Here is a 17,291-nt window from a genome sequence, read left to right as displayed (position 1 = left end):
AAAAAAAAAAATTACTAACAAAATTTTTAAATTAATAATAATATAAAAATAACCTCAAATGCACTTATTGTCTGTTAAATACAAAAAACATCGTTTTTATTAAAAAAGCCTTTCAAAAGAAAGGCTTTTCATTGTGGTCCCACCTGGGCTCGAACCAGGGACCACCTGATTATGAGTCAGGTGCTCTAACCAACTGAGCTATAGGACCAGTTTTGAGAGTGCAATATTACTACTATTTTTAATTGCTTGCAAGTCTTATATTACTTTTCTTTAATTTCTTGACAAAGTTCTATCAAAACCCCATTTGTACTTTTTGGATGCAAAAAAACAACCAACTTATTATCTGCTCCATTTTTAGGTTTGTCATTTATTAATACGAAGCCTTCTTTTTCTAATCTAATTATTTCTGATTCAATATCTTCAACTTCAAAGGCAATGTGATGAATTCCTTCTCCTTTTTTTTCTAAAAATTTAGCAATTGGACTATTTTCATTAGTTGCTTCTAATAGTTCAATTTTATTTGGACCATTCAAAAAAAAAGAAGTTTTTACACCTTCAGAAGCAACTTCTTCTTCTTTATAGGGTGGATTTCCAAAAAGTTTTGCAAAAAGTTTATTGGATTCATTTAAATCTTTAACCGCGATACCTATATGTTCAATTTTTCTCATTTTTTATTTTTTTGTAAAATTATAAAATAAAATCCTATCATATATATTATAAGTGACTTTAAAAAAATCGTATTTTTGCCAAATGGAAACGAACAGACAAAAAAAAATTGGTGCTTTATTGCAAAATGACTTGGTTGATATTTTGCAAGGAGAAATCCGTAAAAACGGAATCAACAACCTAATTATTTCAATATCAAAAGTTAATGTTACTACAGATTTATCAATTGCTAAAGTTCATTTAAGTGTTTTTCCAACAGACAAAGCACCAGAAATTTTAGCAGCTATTAAAACAAATACTCCTTTAATAAAGCACGATTTAGCACAACGCGTAAAGAATCAATTAAGAAAAGTTCCTAATCTTACATTTTATATTGATGACAGTTTAGATTATATCGAAGGAATTGACAATGCTTTAAAAGGGAATGAAAATCCAATTGAAAACCCTGATTTATTAGACAAAAGAAAAAAATCTTAACTTGAATTTTCCTTTTTACATAGCTAAGAGATATGCACTAAGTTTCAGTAAAAGCACTGCAATAAATATTATTACACTTATTGCTTCACTTGGAATTATTGTTAGTGCTATGGCTTTATTTGTAGTCATGTCAGTCTTTAGTGGTTTAAAGGAATTTAGCTTAAGTTTTAGTAATTCTACCGATCCTGATATTAAAATTGAAGCTTCTAAAGGAAAATCTTTTGTTCTTTCTGACGAACAAAACAATCAATTAAAAAAATCTACAAATTTTTCTACATTTAGTAAAGTAGTTGAAGAACGTGTTTTCTTTTTGTATGATGAAAAAGAACAAGTTGCTTACATCAAAGGTGTTGATTCTTTGTATTCTGATGTTACAACATTTAATGAACAACTTTATGCTGGCTCTTGGATTGAACCTGAAACTAATCAAGCTATAATTGGTGCTGGTATAATGAGAAAATTATCCATAGGTTTATTAGATTTTAACAATCGACTAGAAGTTATAGCTCCAAAACCCAAAAAAGGGCAACTTTCAAGCGAAGATGATTTCAAAAGAGCCTCATTAATTCCGGTTGGGATTTATTCATTGAATGATGAAATTGATAATAAATTTGTCTATTGTGATATTGAAATTGCACAAGAATTATTAGGTTTCAAACCAAATCAAGTCACAAATATTGAATTTAAACTAAAACCTAATTCTTCCGAAGAAAAAGCTATTGCAGAATTAAATTCCATATTTAAAGACAAAGTACTTATTAAAAACAGAGCACAGTTAAATGATTCACTTTACAAAATGTTAAATACAGAAAACATTGCAGTTTACTTGATTTTTACACTGGTAATTATCATTGCTTTATTTAACTTGATTGGTGCTTTAATCATGATGATTATTGATAAAAAGTCAAATTTAAAAACGTTATATAATTTAGGTGTTGAAGTAAAACAATTGAGAGGAATATTCTTTTTTCAGGGAAGTTTGCTTACCTTTTTTGGAGGTTTAATTGGTCTAATTTTAGGTATCATCATTATTATAATGCAACAACAATTTAATTTGGTGATGGTTAATGAAACGTTACCTTATCCAGTAGTTTTTGAAGTTAAAAACATCATAATTGTAATTGCAACCATATACTTATTAGGAATCATTGCCTCTTGGATTGCAAGCAATACGGTTTCAAAAAAATTAGTAGAATAATTTATGAAAACTGATAATCGGCATAAACTTGGCTGATTTCATCAAAAATTTGCATCAATCCGTTTGCATCATCTGTAGTAACTAAACGTTGTTTGTATTCTTTAAAAGAGTGGATCCCTTTAAAATAATTGGTATAATGACGACGCATTTCTATAATTCCTAAATGCTCACCTTTCCATTCCATAGACCAAATTAAATGATTTTTGGCTGCTTCGATTCTATCATTCATTGTTGGTTGAGCCAAATGTTCTCCTGTTTTCATGAAATGTTTTATTTCATTAAAAATCCAAGGGTTTCCAATAGCAGCTCTTCCTATCATTATTCCGTCAATACCATATTCATTTTTGTATGCTAAGGCTTTTTCAGGAGAATCAATATCACCATTTCCAAAAATTGGCATTGTAATTCTTTGATTATTTTTCACTCGAGCAATATGACTCCAATCAGAATGACCTTTATACATTTGGGCACGAGTTCTAGCATGAATGGACAACGCTTGTACACCTATATCTTGCAATCGTTCAGCTACCTCATCAATATTGATTGAAGCATCATCCCAACCTAAACGAGTTTTAACTGTCACAGGCAATGAAGTTCCTCTAATAACTGCTTTTGTTAAACGAATCATTAAATCTACATCTTTCAAAACTCCTGCTCCTGCTCCTTTAGTCACTACTTTTTTTACTGGACAGCCAAAATTAATATCTACTAAGTCAGGCTGAACCGTTTCTACAATTCTAGCACTTTCAGACATAGCTTCTTCATCACCACCAAAAATTTGGATCCCAACGGGTCTTTCATAATCAAATATATCCAATTTCTTCATGCTTTTCATAGCATCTCGAATCAATCCTTCTGACGAAATGAACTCAGAATACATTAAATCTGCACCATGTAATTTACACAATCTACGAAATGGTGGATCGCTCACATCTTCCATAGGTGCAAGTAACAAAGGAAATTCTGGTAAAATTATGTTTCCTATTTTTGGCATTATCTAATCAAATTTTTGGCAAATGTACTAATTTTTAATACTAATAATTTAATACCCAAATTATTATATTCTTGAATTTTGTCAATTTTTTCGTTAAAACTATTGGTTTTTAACATTTTTTTATATATTTGAATACATATAACACTAATCAAAACTTCAAATACATGAAAAAAATTAAATTATTAACACTAATACTTTTTACTTTTTTAAGCATAATGAGTTGTAGTAAAGATGACAATCAAAACTTCGAAGAACAATCTGGAACCGTTTTAGGTAAAGTAACTACAATTAACAATTTAAAACCCGTTGGAGGAGCTTTAGTCTTCGTTTTTGATGATAAAAATGAAGTGCAATATACCTATACTGATTCTAATGGAGACTTTTCATTAAAATCTCCTGTTGGAAATAGAGAAATTCACATCCAAACTGGTGGTGGATCCAATTTTAGAACTAAAGTAAATGTCGATGTTACTCATAATCAAACAATAGAATTAGATCAATCTTTAACAAAACTAACTCAAGTTGCAAGTATGGCTTACGTGAGTGGTAGTTTTGATAACATTGAAGACATCGTGATGGGAATAGGTTATAATATTGACTTAATTACTTATAACGACTTAAATGATTATACGCTAATGTCACAATATGATATTATATTTCTAAACTGTGGATCTAGACCAACAAATTCAATAAATGACAACGCTGTTTACACTAATTTAGCTAAATATGTTACAAATGGAGGTAGTTTATATGCTTCTGACTGGGATGTGGCCTATTTAACTGGAGGAAATAGAAACTCAACCGGTTGTAATATGCCAGGAGGCTTCATTCCAGATTCAACACTTTGTACAACAAATAATGGTTCCTCTGGAATTATTAGCTCTCAAATTACTAGTAATGCTTTAGGAAACGCTTTAAATTTTTTCACAATTGATATTGATTATGACCTAGGTAGCTGGGAAAGAATATCTATGTACGACAATACATTTTGGGAAGTACTTGTTAAAAATCCAATTAATAATGAAGCTTTAATGATTACAACAAATAGTTTTCACGATGCAAATTTAGAAGACACACCTGTTGGAAACTCTAATAATTCAGGTTGGATTACTATTTGCCACCAAACTCTTGATAGTAATAACCCATATATTACAATTACAATTAATCAAAACGCATGGCCAGCACATCAAGCTCATGGTGACACATTAGGATCTTGTAGTGGTTCAACTAATAGTGGAAGAATATTCTATACAACATTCCATAATCATGCTAATGCAAATATTGGTAATTCTGCCTTAATTCTTCAATATATTATTTTAAATTTATAATTCTATTCTATAAAAACATCAAAAATGCTCTTAAAAAGAGCATTTTTTTTTGAAGTTAATTTATCAATAATTCAAAGTTATATGATTAAATCTAAACTTTGAATTATATTTGCAGATTAAATGCACTGGCATTTCTATATAAAGAAAGAAAAAGAGAATGAAAAACATTAGAAATTTTTGTATAATAGCTCATATTGATCACGGAAAAAGTACGCTTGCCGACAGGCTTCTTGGTGCGACTCAGACCGTAACAGCTCGTGAAGAAAAAGCACAGTTATTGGACAATATGGATTTGGAACGTGAACGTGGAATTACCATTAAAAGTCACGCTATTCAAATGAATTATAGACACAATGGAGAAGATTATATTTTAAATTTAATTGACACACCAGGACATGTTGATTTTTCTTATGAAGTTTCTCGTTCCATTGCTGCTTGTGAAGGAGCTTTGTTGATTGTTGATGCAGCACAAAGTATTCAAGCACAAACGATTTCTAATTTGTATTTAGCTTTAGAAAACGACTTGGAAATTATTCCAGTTTTAAATAAAGTAGATTTACCAAGTGCCAATCCAGAAGAAGTTAGTGATGATATTATTGATTTATTAGGATGTAAACTGGAAGATATTATTCATGCTTCAGGGAAAACTGGTTTTGGAGTGGATAAAATACTTGAAGCTATTATAGAAAAAGTTCCTGCTCCAAAAGGAAATGTTGATGAACCGTTACAAGCTTTGATTTTCGATTCTCATTACAATCCTTTTAGAGGTATTGAAGTTATTTTCCGAATCAAAAATGGAGAAATTAAAAAAGGGCAAAAAATCAAATTCATGGCAACAGGCAATGAATATTTTGCAGATGAAGTGGGAACATTAAAATTAAATCAAGTACCAAAAGATAAAATCTCTACAGGTGATGTTGGATATTTGATTTCTGGAATTAAAGAAGCTAAAGAAGTTAAAGTTGGTGATACCATTACTGATGCAAAAACACCAACCACTAATATGATTACAGGTTTTGAAGACGTAAAACCGATGGTATTTGCTGGAATTTATCCAGTAGACACAGAAGATTTTGAAGATTTACGTGCTTCGATGGAAAAATTACAGTTGAATGATGCTTCATTAGTATTTACGGCTGAAAGTTCAGCAGCTTTAGGATTTGGTTTCCGTTGTGGATTCTTAGGAATGTTGCACATGGAAATTATCCAAGAGCGTTTAGAACGTGAGTTTGACATGACTGTTATCACTACAGTTCCCAACGTTTCGTATCATGCTTACACTAAGAAAGAACCTGATACAGTTTTAATTGTAAACAATCCTTCTGATTTACCTGAACCTTCAAAACTAGACAGAGTTGAAGAACCATACATTAAAGCAACCATTATTACAAAAGCTGATTTCGTTGGAAATGTTATGAGTCTTTGTATTGAAAAACGTGGTGTAATTACCAATCAAACGTATTTAACAACAGAACGAGTTGAATTGAATTTTGATATGCCTTTAGCCGAAATTGTATTTGATTTTTATGACAGATTAAAAACTGTTTCTAAAGGATATGCTTCTTTTGATTACTCACCTATTGGAATGCGTGAATCAAAATTAGTGAAATTAGATGTTTTATTAAATGCTCAATCAGTGGATGCACTTTCTGCTCTAATTCATGAAAGTAATGCTTACTACATTGGTAAAAAAATGTGTGAAAAATTAAAAGAATTAATCCCAAGACAACAATTTGATATTCCGATTCAAGCAGCAATTGGAGCAAAAATTATTGCTCGTGAAACGATAAAAGCCTTGAGAAAAGATGTAACTGCCAAATGTTATGGTGGAGACATTTCGCGTAAGCGTAAACTTTTAGAAAAACAGAAAAAAGGTAAAAAACGTATGCGTCAAGTAGGAAATGTTGAAATTCCGCAAGAAGCATTTATGGCTGTTTTGAAGTTGAATGATTAAAAAAAGAACATAGAGAATAGAATAAAGAAAATAGACCAAACCCGATAACGCAAGTTGTTGGGTTTTTTATTATCCGATAATACTTCCACAAATCCCAAAACCTATTATTAAATATAATGCTGCTAAAATATACCAAACTTTAGCCTTATCTGGTTTTGACTTTCTATGAGAAAAACCTTCTCTAAATAAAAAAATAGTTGGTAAAATAAAAACACATAATGGTATTAAAAACAATCATTCTTTCATTTTTAACGCATTAAACTTCCACAAATTCCCAATCCTATTAGTAAATATAATGCTGCTAAAATGAATAATACTTTTGCAGCTTTAGGATTATTTTTCTTGACTGCAAAGCCAATAATAGTTAATAAAATTGGTGGTCCAACCATTATTAACACCAAAATTATAATCAAACCACTTAAATCTATATTTCCTTCTAATGCTATCATATGCTAAAATTTAATTTCGTTTCTTAATTCTTCTAATCTTGCTAATTTTTCGTCTCTGTAAAATAAATTCATAGTTTCAAATGGAATTATTTTATTGTCTTTATTCACTATGTGAACACATGACTTCTTTATAGCTCTTACATCAAAATTATAAGCATCAATGAATTGCATGATGATTATTCTAAATAAATTATCATATCCTAAATTTGGTGCATCAATATTTGGTAAACAGCACATAATAGATTTTAAATTTTCTTCAGCAACTTCTACAGAATTTCCAGTACTGAATAATTCTATCATTTTTTCTTGAAGAACATTGTCTTGCTCATAAATGATAGTGTTTTTACTATTATCTAATAAATCATTCGGATTTATATATCTTGTCAATGGAAAAACTTCGTTATCTAATTTCAAAGCATAACCCATAACCAAAGCATCAGGATTACAAGGTACAGGCAATAAATCATCTGGATTGAAGACAGCAGTTTGTTCTAAAATTTTTCTGCGAACTTCAGTCAAAGTCATTCGATCTCTTTCTGGGTTGAAATTTTCTAGTCTTCCTGCAATTTGTGTGGGTTGAAATGTGACTCCACGAACACATTTTTGTTGTAAGGCAAACTCAATTATTTTACCAATTTCATTATCATTCAATCCTTTTTGTAATGTTACTACTAAAGTAGTTGATAAATTAAGTTCGTTTAGATTTTCAATAGCTTGCTTCCTAATTTCATTTAAATCTGCACCTCTTAATTCTTGCAAAACACTATTTTCAAAAGAATCAAATTGTAGATATATTTCGAAATCTGGAGCATAACTTTTCAATTGTTTCGCAAACTCTTTGTCTTTTGCAATTTTAATTCCGTTAGTATTTAACATTAAATGTCGAATGGGAAGCGATTTGGCATAATCCAAAATTTCAAAAAAATTAGGATGAATTGTAGGTTCTCCACCACTAATCTGAACTACATCAGGTTCTTTTTCATTCAAAACAATGGTATCTAACATGGCTTTAACCTCATCTAAAGTACGATGTCTACCATAAGTTGGTGATGAACCGGCATAACAAGTTGGACAAGTCAAATTACATCTATCCGTAACTTCAATCACAGTTAAACATGAATGCTGTTCATGATCGGGACACAACCCACAATCGTAAGGGCAACCAAAATCAGTTTTAGTATTGAATTTATAAGGAGTTTCTGAAGGTTTGTTATAATTTCTAATATTTTTATAATAAGGAATATCATCAGCAATCAATACTTTTGATTTTCCGTGTTCTGGACAACGTTTTAGCATGTAAACCTTATCGTTTTCAAAAACAATTTTAGCATCTATTCGTTTTAAACATTCTGGGCAAAGGCTTAAAGTATAATCGTAATAAGTATAGTTTCTAACGGGCATTTTTGAATAAATTTATAATTGTTTTGTTATAATAAAGTAAACATATTAAGCATAAAATCTGAATAGAACTTAATCCTACTATAAAAAACACATTAGGCTTTAAAAACTCTATAAAAAAGCGAAATGCAAAATAGCAAATCATGAAATATTGAAATAATAAACCATTTTTCAAATCTCTTCGTTTTAGTTTCCATAAAAATAGGAATAAAAGTAGAAGAAAAACTAATTCATAAAGAGCAATTGGATGTCTATTTAATCTATCACCTAAATTCATTCCCAGAAAAAAAGTGGTTGTCTTCCCATAAGTAAACTCATTTGTTCCCGATAAGAAACAACCTATTCTACCAATAAAAATTCCAACAATAATTGGGAAAACGAATAAATCACCTGAAGAACGTTTTTCGTTTATGATTGTTTTAGCAATTTCAACTCCTAATAAACCCCCAAATAATCCACCCATTATGGTTTTTGAATTTAGAAGTGTAATTAAAACAGAAATATCAAAAGTAAAAATTGGATTTTCTAAAATAGCAACAATTCTAGAACCTATTAAAGCTCCAATTGCTGCTCCTAGAATTATAGAAAGTCTATTTGAATTTGGAATAACATCTGTAGAACTTTTTCTTAAAAAAACATAATATCTAAAAGCTATGAAAAACGCTAAATATTCAAGTATTAAATGAATATTAATTTCATGACCAAAGAATATTGGTTCAAACGGAATTGTCATGCAAATCTTTTTTATCAAAAGTAAGAAATTTATTGAACAACTATATTTTAATAAATCTTTGTGCCCTTCAATCTTTTAGCAAATAAAATTCCTTTGTACCTTTGCCAAATGATAGAAGACAAAAACCCTCAGAGAACAGATTTATCGCAGTTAGGTGAATTTGGATTAATAGACCATTTAACCAAACAATTTGATATTAAGCAAAAATCAACTCTAAAAAGTATTGGTGATGATGCTGCAGTAATTGACTTTAAAAAGAAAAAAGCTGTAATTTCTACCGATTTACTCATAGAAGGTGTTCATTTTGATTTGAGTTATATGCCTTTGAAACATTTGGGCTATAAAGCCGTTGTAGTAAATCTTTCTGACATTTATGCCATGAATGCTGTTCCTACACAAATAACGGTTTCTATAGCTGTTTCTAATCGTTTTCCGTTAGAAGCTCTAGAAGAATTGTTTGACGGAATTGCCTTAGCAACTAAAATTTATAATGTTGATGTGGTTGGTGGTGATACAACTTCTTCTCAAAAAGGCATGATTATTTCAATCACAGCAATTGGTGAAGCTGATGAAAAAGAATTAGTATATAGAAATGGTGCTAAAGAAAATGATTTATTAGTAGTTACTGGAGATATTGGTTCAGCTTATATGGGTTTACAAGTTTTGGAACGTGAAAAGCAAGTGTTTCAGGTGAATCCAAACAACCAACCTGATTTAGATGCTTATACGTATTTAATTGAAAGACAACTAAAACCTGAAGCAAGAAAAGATATCAAAGAATTATTAGCTCAATTAGAAGTAAAACCAACATCCATGATTGATATTTCGGATGGACTTTCTTCTGAAATCATGCATATTTGCAAGCAAAGTAATGTAGGTTGTAATTTATTTGAAGAAAAATTACCCTTAGATCCACAATTAATTAATGTTTGTGAAGAATTTAATATTGATAGTACAACCGTTGCTATAAATGGTGGAGAAGATTATGAATTGCTATTCACTATTAAATTAGAGGATTTTGATAAAATTAAGGCAAACCCAAATTTTACTGTTATTGGTCACATGGTCAATGAAAAAGAAGGAATGCACTTAATTACAAGAGCAAACACTAAAATTGCCTTGAAGGCTAAAGGTTGGAATGCTTTAAAAGAATAATAAGATAAAAGTAAAAACAAAAAAGCGAATGACATTTAGTAATGCATTCGCTTTTTTAATTTTTAAAATAAAATAAAACAGAATCTGGCTTAGCATGTTAAGTTTCGCTTGGGGCAAATGCAGGGCTTCACTTTTCATCTGTTTTATTAGATTTTATATTAAATCTAAAGGATTAAAAAATTACGAAAAAATTAACCCTTTAGATTTAATTAATAGACACATAAAATATTATAAGAACGTATGAAAAACTCTGTTAGGTTTCCATTGGCTAAATTACATTAAAGTATCTAAAGTTGTCTGCGGTTTCAACGTCTTTGTATTACGGTTTTACCGTAAAATTGTTATAAAAAGCCTCTTTCTCTAGCCTCCCTGATTAAATCTTCGTCAGAACCTTCCTTAACTTTAAAAAGTTGTTTTAAGCTTAACTTTCGCTTTTCTATCGTGCTTAATGACATAGAGGTATACATTGGTATATTTTTAGTTTTTACACCTCTTGAAATATGATACAAAATTTGTCTGTCCAATTCATCAATAGGGCTGTTTTCAATAGAAACAGACTGACTAACGTATTTTACAACCGTTTGACTGTAATAATTTTCACCACTTAAAATTTTCTCAAAAGCGTTTTTAAGCTCATCAAAAGTTAAATCATTTTTTATGATTAAACCATTTGGATTAATATTTTTAATAATATTTAAAATTCGTAAAGCATCAGAAAGCATTGTTAGCATAATGATTTTACATTGTGGTTGTTTTGTTTTAAGAATCCTTGCAACATCTTCACCTGTCAAAACATTTCTTTCTTCAAATGGAGGCATACTAACGTCTAAAAAAGCCAAATTGAAGTTTGGTGTTTCGCTATTGTTTAAAATTTCATAAGCTTCTTTACAATTGCTTGCCTTAAATACTACTATATCATATTCATTTTCATAACTTTTAATAGTATTGTTATATGCTTCGATGATAAAAGGGTGATCATCAGCCATGAAAACAGTAAGTTTTTTCATAATTAAAATTCTTTGTTGGGGTTTATTTCAAGTATTATTTGGGTTCTAGTTCCTTTGTTAATTTCTGATTCAATAGTGTAAATAGCGTTAATTAATTTTGCTCTTTCTTTCATGTTTTTAATGCCTATTCCTTTGGCAATTCTCTTTGCATCAAAGCCAATACCATCATCTAATATACTGATTTTTAATTTATTAAAATCAAGTGTGAATGAAAAAATTACTTTTTTTGCTTTTGCATATTTATTTATATTATGAAATGTTTCTTGGAAGATTCTATATAAATTAATTTTTTCTTCAGCAGTAAGCTTTTCCCAAGGAATTTTTTCATTAAAAACATAATCAATTTTCAAATTTAAAAGTGTCTCTTGTTCTTCAACAAGTTTATCAATCATCATTTGATAGTTATTAATAATGGTTCTCTGATCATCATTTAACTCATGAGAAATTTGTCTAATTTGTTTTTCAACTTGAATGATTTCTTGGATATATTTTTCTTTTTCTTTTTTTATTTCTTCAGATTCATTGTTATTTAAAAAATCAAGATTCATTCTTGCACCAAAAAGCTTTCCTAAAATGGCATCATGTAATTCTTGAGAAATTCTTTTTTGTTCTTGTGCTTTTACAAAATCCATTTGGTTTTGTTGATTAATCATCATATTATAAACTTCTTCATTGGCCTGCTGTTGTTCTTGTACTAATAATAATTCTTTTTGTTTTTGTTTTTGCCATCTATAAAAATAAAACATTGACAATAACAAAACACCTATTACAGAATAGTAAATTAACTGTTTGTTTCTTTCAGCTAACAAAAGGTTTTCATTATTTAATTCATCTACTCTATACTCAATTCGAGCAAATGTATTTTGAATCTTTTTATCTAGTGTTGCAATACTATCATTGAGCTTTACATACTCGTCTGAATAATACTTTGCCTTATCAGGAAAAACATTTGCTAATTGTTTTATTGCTAACAATTTATCCCTAAACAAATTATCTTTTATTGATATATTATAAGCTTCGGTAGCTAATTTTTGAGCCTTGTTAATGTCTTTTTTCTCTTCATATATTTCCGAAAGTTGAACATAAGGCTGAACAAGTGAAATATTTAAATTTTTATAATTTTTTATAACTTCATTGTATTCACTTTCAAAATTTTTTATATCTCCTAATTTAAATTTAGAATAAGTCAAAAATTGTTTTGCAAAAGTATATACTTGAAAATTAGACGTTTTAACTTCAGTGTTATTTATAATTTGCAAATAATACTCAATAGCTTTTTTATAATCTCCTTTTTTGAAATAGACCAAGCCAATATTATTCAATAAAATTGGATCAGTAGAATTATTTGCATTTATTTTTTTTGATAAATCTAAAGCTAGATTAAGATATTCAATAGACTCATCATACTCTTTGAGATCCATCTTACAAAGCCCAATAATAGTATAAGCAGCGTTCAATTTAAAATTATCATTCTTTTTTTTAAAAAATGATAATGACTTCAAAATTGTGGTTTCACTTCCTAAATAATCCCCTTTATAATATTGAATTGTGGCTTTTTCAATTGCTAATTCATTTGATTTATCCACTTCATTATTAGCAATATATAATTTTTGAGATTTATCAAAGTAATAAAATGCACTATCATAAAAATTTCTTCTTAAATAATAATGTCCATAATTTATAGTGCTTTTAATAATTCTGGAAGTATCTCTAAGTTTTAATGATTCAGAGTAATTATATTTTACAACTTTATTATAATCATCAAAATAATTTAATCTAAAATAGTTATAAGCAATTGTATCATTATTTTTTATTCTTATAGAATCGTTTGTATTTAACTTATTTAATTTAAATACTTTATCGTTCAGAGATTTTTTTAGTGAATCTGAAATACTTAAATTTTTGATATTGTCATTATAATAAACAATACTATCATTAATATTATGACTTATTGTATCATAATTTTTTTTATTGTTGCAAAAATAAAATGATAGAATAATTATTAAAAAAAATATTTTTTTAAAACTGATATTCATGCTTACGAAAATAAAAAAAAAGTGGTAAAATATATCATTTTACCACTTTTTAATTATTCAATTAAAAAAAATATTTTAAATTCCTCCAACATCTTGAATAACACCACCTGGTTCTTGAGTTTGAGTTGAGCTGTTATCACCAGCGATTTGATCATCACCAGAATTGTTATAAGAGGTTAATGTTACAGTAAATACTACAATAGCGAAAGCAGCAATAAGTTTTTTCATAATAAATAGAGTTAAGGGTTTAAATTTGTTTTTTGTTTCAATAAAATTAGTTTTATCCTATTCCAATTTCGAACAACATGGGTAATCATATCTATTTTGAAGGTGAATAAATGTGATAGAATTAAAAAAAATGGTAGATTGACATTTTTTAATGGTAGATTTTTTTAAGAAAAATAATAAAAATTTAAGGTTTTTCTTATTTAAAAAAAATTTTAAACGATAAATTTTGTTTTTTAACGAAAGAAATGTCGTGAAATGAAAAAAAATTTGCTATTTTAATTTTTAAAAAACACACTTTTCAAATCTTTTTTAAGAAACAATAATCCATTAACTATTATTCTTCAACTTTTTAAAATTTTATCTAAATCTGATTGAGAGTAATAAACAAAAAAAGCAAAAATAAATCTTGTTCTTGAAGATATTATTTTTGCGCATTTTTTATCATTCTATCATAAACACCTTAAAAATTTTCACCCCTCAGTAGTTTAATAAAACAATATTTATAGAAATCTTAATTTTCAAAAATAAGATATCCTTTATACTCTATTGTAGGACAATTTAATAAAGAATTATTTGATAATCTATTTTGCCCATAAGTTGAACCTACTTTTACTTTCTTATTAGCCTTCAAAACTGTACCTTCTTCAATATTAAAATACACTCTTATCTTGCAGAATAAAGTCTTAAATATTTCGTCTACTCAAAGGTAGCAACTCCAAACCTAAATATGACTGGAACTATCTAAATAAAAATAACTAGAAGACTTATTGTGTGAGCAAAAAGCCTTTTTATGTTTGTTAAAATGCTTTTAGGAATTTTATAATTTAGTAAATAACATATGCTCTCCAATAGGTACAGTAAAATGTGTAGGAAGGTTACTATTATCAGGAATAAAAGAAATAGTTTGCCAAATATAAATATCTAAAGTTTCTTCTCCTAATTCTTCTCTATAGTTTGCCATCATATAACCATCAATATGTAACCTATCAGGTTGCGAAAAAGCAAATTTTATTCTAGTGTCAGTAGAAATACAATCACTATTTAGTGGAAAAGAATTACAATTAGAATAGAAACCATAAGAAATATTACATTCATATGGGTCTGTATTATTTATATTTGAAAGTGTATTCACTAAAATTACACCATTTTCGCTATATGTATATTCAGCTATTAATAAATCTTTATAAACATTGTCAAAATTATCAAAAAACATTGTTCTTTTTTGAAAAGTTATAGAAAATACTTTATTACCATTTGTGTAGCTCCAAGTACCAATAAATTTATTAAAATCATTATAAATATCTTTTTTATATGAATTATTAGTAATCATTGAAGATGGTTTGTTTTCTCTTATACCATAAATTGGTGTCTGAGCTTTACAAGCAAAGCTTAAAAACAGTGTTATTATAATTATTTTTTTCATAATCTTAGTTATTACAAGGTGTTTTTATTAATTCGGCATTTGTACTGGTACTATTGGTTGGATTTGGTAAAGAGAGTTGTTCCCAATTACCTGTAACATTTTTGTTTGCATCAAATTTAATTCTATATAATGAAACATCAAAATTTGTCATATTAGAATTATTACTATTATTATTTATAAACTGTAAAAATACTTTGGCTAAATCTTCTTGATTTCTAGTATTCCAATTATAAGTTGTGCTATAACTTGATGTAGGTACTGAATATAGATATTCCATAGCTTCATTTAATTCTTTTCTTTTTCTTTTGTCTTGTAAAGTTGCTAAATGAGATTTAAATGCTTGAACATCATTAGGGACAACAATATATGCATAACCATAAGGAGAATTATTAATATCTTCTTGTGTTTGACTATCACAAACCATTATATTAAAAGGTAAATCCCCGAGTTCAAATGGTGGTTGTCCACTGGTTGGAGCAACATAATAATCTGTAAAAATACTTACTGCCCACAAATCACCTGGAGTAAACATTGGAAAAACACCCCATTGATGAACATGTGCTGTACAAACAGAAGTTGAATTATATTGAATAGCTACTTCACCATTATTAGCATTAGTACCTTCATAATATATGCCTCCTACAGAGTTCGTCGCAGGATTTCTATAAAACATAAAAGCTGTTTCATGAGCTTCATTTGTTTTACCTTTTAATAATTTTAGCTTACTCTTTATATTAGAATTATCGTTAATTTTTTTAATTTGATTACAATCATCTGTATTTTCCTCTTCTAACTCTGGGCAAGTTGGACAAGGAGGTACAACGTTAATAATTATAGGATTGCCTAAATCAGTACTACTTGTAGTAGAGCCACCAGTTCCATAAGTTTGTCCAACACCTGTATAAGTATTATTGTTAGTATTACTTGTTGTATAATCATATCCATAAGTAAACCCAGTACCAGTTCCAGAACCACTATCTCCACTCGTAGAAGTGTTATTTGTGTTTGTATTACTTGTAGTTCCTGTAGTAGAGGTGTTACTTCCTCCACTGGAATCACCTAATAAATTACATGGGTCAATTGTAATTGTAAAAGTTGTACCACAATTTTCACCAGCAGGGATATTAAAAAATCTGCAAGCGTTTTGTCTTTAGTTTGCATGTGTGGTGTAAAATTAACTCTTGTCTTAAGAAATAGAAGACAGGCCTAGTCATTGTGCTACACTTCTTTCAAAACACGATAGTTCTATCTCAATTATTTTTGTAACTTCTTTAGGGTTAACTCGATAGTTTTCTAAAGTTATATACAATATTAAAGATATTGTGTTAAACCTAAATAGTGCTGGAATATTCTAAATAAAAATAACAAAAAGACTTATTGTTTCAGCAATAAGTCTTTTTGTATTAACTAATTATATTTAAAAAGATTTATTATTGTTTTATTAAAGTGTATTCACCAACAGGAACTGTTATGTGTTCTGGTAGATTATCACCTTCTTCAGTTATAGATAATGTTTCATATAAAGTAGCTTTAATTAATTGGACACCATTTACAACTTTATGTCTTAAAACAATCTCTGCATGAACATGTGTTCTTGTTGGGTCTTTGAAATACAAATGTATTCTACGCTCATTAGGAAAACAATCATCACAAATTGGAAAATAATCGTTATCTTTAATAAATAGATTACCATTTATATTATTCCCTCTAACATCAGTTGATGTAAAATTTGGAGTTGTATCTATTAAAGTTTGATTACCTTCCTTATATATATATTCTCCAGTTAAAAAATCTGTATAAATATCTTTAAAAGGATAATAAACATATGTTTTTTTTATTAATACAAAAGTTAATTCTTTATTACCTTGAACCGCTTTCCATGTGCCTACATAATTGTTAAAATCATTAAAAATATCAGCACAATATGACCCACTCGGTAAATCACCTGCTGAATCATGATTTTGTAAAGAGTATTGAGCTTTACAAGATACGCTGATAAGCATTATTATATAAATATATTTTTTCATTTTTATTTGTTTTTAATTACAAGAATCTTCACTGATTCCATTAGGTTTTGTACTATCTAAAGTTAATTTTTTCCATTCGTTTTGATTGATTGGTGATGTAGAAATTCTGTATAAAGATACATTAAAATTTAGATTAGAGTCATTAGGGTTATTTATAAAGTCTAAAAATACTTTGGCAAAATCAAGTTGGTTTGTAAGTCCTTCTTTTTTTATTTTCT

General features: G+C 28.3%; 17 protein-coding genes and 1 tRNA gene. 5 read left to right on the top strand and 13 right to left on the bottom strand.

Going from position 1 to position 17,291, the window contains the following annotated elements:
- Window positions 1-134: 134 nt before the first annotated feature.
- A tRNA-Ile gene (locus tag ACFO3U_RS07390) sits at window positions 135-208 on the bottom strand.
- 52 nt (window positions 209-260) lie between these two features.
- Window positions 261-668, bottom strand: coding sequence for a methylmalonyl-CoA epimerase (mce, locus tag ACFO3U_RS07385; RefSeq protein WP_379739972.1), 408 nt, complete (start codon window positions 666-668; stop codon window positions 261-263).
- An 82-nt stretch (window positions 669-750) separates the two neighbouring features.
- On the opposite strand from mce, the gene rbfA reads away from it, so the two are divergent.
- On the top strand, window positions 751-1,143 hold the full coding sequence (gene rbfA / locus ACFO3U_RS07380) for a 30S ribosome-binding factor RbfA (protein WP_379739970.1): 393 nt from the start codon (window positions 751-753) through the stop codon (window positions 1,141-1,143).
- A 1-nt stretch (window position 1,144) separates the two neighbouring features.
- Window positions 1,145-2,341, top strand: a complete 1,197-nt coding sequence (locus ACFO3U_RS07375; protein ID WP_379739967.1) for an ABC transporter permease — start codon at window positions 1,145-1,147, stop codon at window positions 2,339-2,341.
- 1 nt (window position 2,342) lies between these two features.
- On the opposite strand, the gene dusB is transcribed toward ACFO3U_RS07375, so the two are convergent.
- Entirely contained in the window at window positions 2,343-3,335 is a 993-nt protein-coding gene (gene dusB, locus ACFO3U_RS07370; RefSeq protein ID WP_379739964.1) for a tRNA dihydrouridine synthase DusB, read from the bottom strand.
- Window positions 3,336-3,499: 164 nt separating this feature from the next.
- On the opposite strand from dusB, the gene ACFO3U_RS07365 reads away from it, so the two are divergent.
- Together ACFO3U_RS07365 and lepA are read left to right on the top strand one after the other, a co-directional pair.
- Window positions 3,500-4,663: a carboxypeptidase-like regulatory domain-containing protein gene (locus tag ACFO3U_RS07365; protein ID WP_379739961.1), complete on the top strand. Its 1,164-nt coding sequence runs from the start codon at window positions 3,500-3,502 to the stop codon at window positions 4,661-4,663.
- 157 nt (window positions 4,664-4,820) lie between these two features.
- Window positions 4,821-6,617 (top strand): translation elongation factor 4, encoded by a 1,797-nt coding sequence (gene lepA, locus ACFO3U_RS07360; RefSeq protein ID WP_379739958.1) that lies wholly within the window; start codon window positions 4,821-4,823, stop codon window positions 6,615-6,617.
- Between the two features lie 248 nt (window positions 6,618-6,865).
- Here lepA and ACFO3U_RS07355 read toward each other — a convergent pair whose 3' ends face one another.
- Genes ACFO3U_RS07355 through ACFO3U_RS07345 form a run of 3 tightly spaced genes read right to left on the bottom strand, consistent with a single transcriptional unit; the run spans window position 6,866 to window position 9,197 of the window.
- On the bottom strand, window positions 6,866-7,066 hold the full coding sequence (locus ACFO3U_RS07355) for a hypothetical protein (RefSeq protein WP_338377448.1): 201 nt from the start codon (window positions 7,064-7,066) through the stop codon (window positions 6,866-6,868).
- Between the two features lie 3 nt (window positions 7,067-7,069).
- On the bottom strand, window positions 7,070-8,467 hold the full coding sequence (locus ACFO3U_RS07350; RefSeq protein WP_379739955.1) for a radical SAM protein: 1,398 nt from the start codon (window positions 8,465-8,467) through the stop codon (window positions 7,070-7,072).
- Window positions 8,457-9,197: a prolipoprotein diacylglyceryl transferase family protein gene (locus ACFO3U_RS07345; RefSeq protein ID WP_379739952.1), complete on the bottom strand. Its 741-nt coding sequence runs from the start codon at window positions 9,195-9,197 to the stop codon at window positions 8,457-8,459. Before ACFO3U_RS07345 ends, ACFO3U_RS07350 begins: the two co-directional genes overlap by 11 nt.
- A gap of 108 nt (window positions 9,198-9,305) precedes the next feature.
- Here ACFO3U_RS07345 and thiL point away from each other — a divergent pair, with 108 nt between their 5' ends.
- Window positions 9,306-10,352 (top strand): thiamine-phosphate kinase, encoded by a 1,047-nt coding sequence (gene thiL / locus ACFO3U_RS07340; RefSeq protein ID WP_379739949.1) that lies wholly within the window; start codon window positions 9,306-9,308, stop codon window positions 10,350-10,352.
- 341 nt (window positions 10,353-10,693) lie between these two features.
- On the opposite strand, the gene ACFO3U_RS07335 is transcribed toward thiL, so the two are convergent.
- The 7 genes from ACFO3U_RS07335 to ACFO3U_RS07305 form a co-directional block, all read right to left on the bottom strand.
- Complete coding sequence (locus tag ACFO3U_RS07335) at window positions 10,694-11,359, bottom strand: response regulator (RefSeq protein ID WP_379739946.1); 666 nt, start codon at window positions 11,357-11,359, stop codon at window positions 10,694-10,696.
- A 2-nt stretch (window positions 11,360-11,361) separates the two neighbouring features.
- The gene (locus tag ACFO3U_RS07330; RefSeq protein WP_379739943.1) at window positions 11,362-13,395 is read right to left on the bottom strand and encodes a tetratricopeptide repeat-containing sensor histidine kinase; all 2,034 of its coding nucleotides are present in this window, start codon (window positions 13,393-13,395) and stop codon (window positions 11,362-11,364) included.
- A 75-nt stretch (window positions 13,396-13,470) separates the two neighbouring features.
- Window positions 13,471-13,623, bottom strand: a complete 153-nt coding sequence (locus tag ACFO3U_RS07325; protein WP_379739940.1) for a hypothetical protein — start codon at window positions 13,621-13,623, stop codon at window positions 13,471-13,473.
- An 817-nt stretch (window positions 13,624-14,440) separates the two neighbouring features.
- Window positions 14,441-15,046: a DUF6705 family protein gene (locus ACFO3U_RS07320; protein ID WP_379739937.1), complete on the bottom strand. Its 606-nt coding sequence runs from the start codon at window positions 15,044-15,046 to the stop codon at window positions 14,441-14,443.
- Between the two features lie 4 nt (window positions 15,047-15,050).
- A complete protein-coding gene (locus ACFO3U_RS07315) occupies window positions 15,051-15,719 on the bottom strand; it encodes a hypothetical protein (protein WP_379739935.1) in 669 nt (222 codons plus the stop codon).
- A 757-nt stretch (window positions 15,720-16,476) separates the two neighbouring features.
- On the bottom strand, window positions 16,477-17,073 hold the full coding sequence (locus ACFO3U_RS07310) for a DUF6705 family protein (protein ID WP_379739932.1): 597 nt from the start codon (window positions 17,071-17,073) through the stop codon (window positions 16,477-16,479).
- Between the two features lie 12 nt (window positions 17,074-17,085).
- A partial coding sequence (locus ACFO3U_RS07305; RefSeq protein ID WP_379739929.1) for a hypothetical protein occupies window positions 17,086-17,291 on the bottom strand: 206 nt, incomplete at its 5' end.

It is taken from the genome of Flavobacterium ponti, assembly GCF_042652765.1.
GTDB lineage: Bacteria > Bacteroidota > Bacteroidia > Flavobacteriales > Flavobacteriaceae > Flavobacterium > Flavobacterium ponti.
The sequence above is the reverse complement of the archived record's forward strand: the minus strand, read 5'-3'. Positions and strand labels throughout refer to the sequence as shown.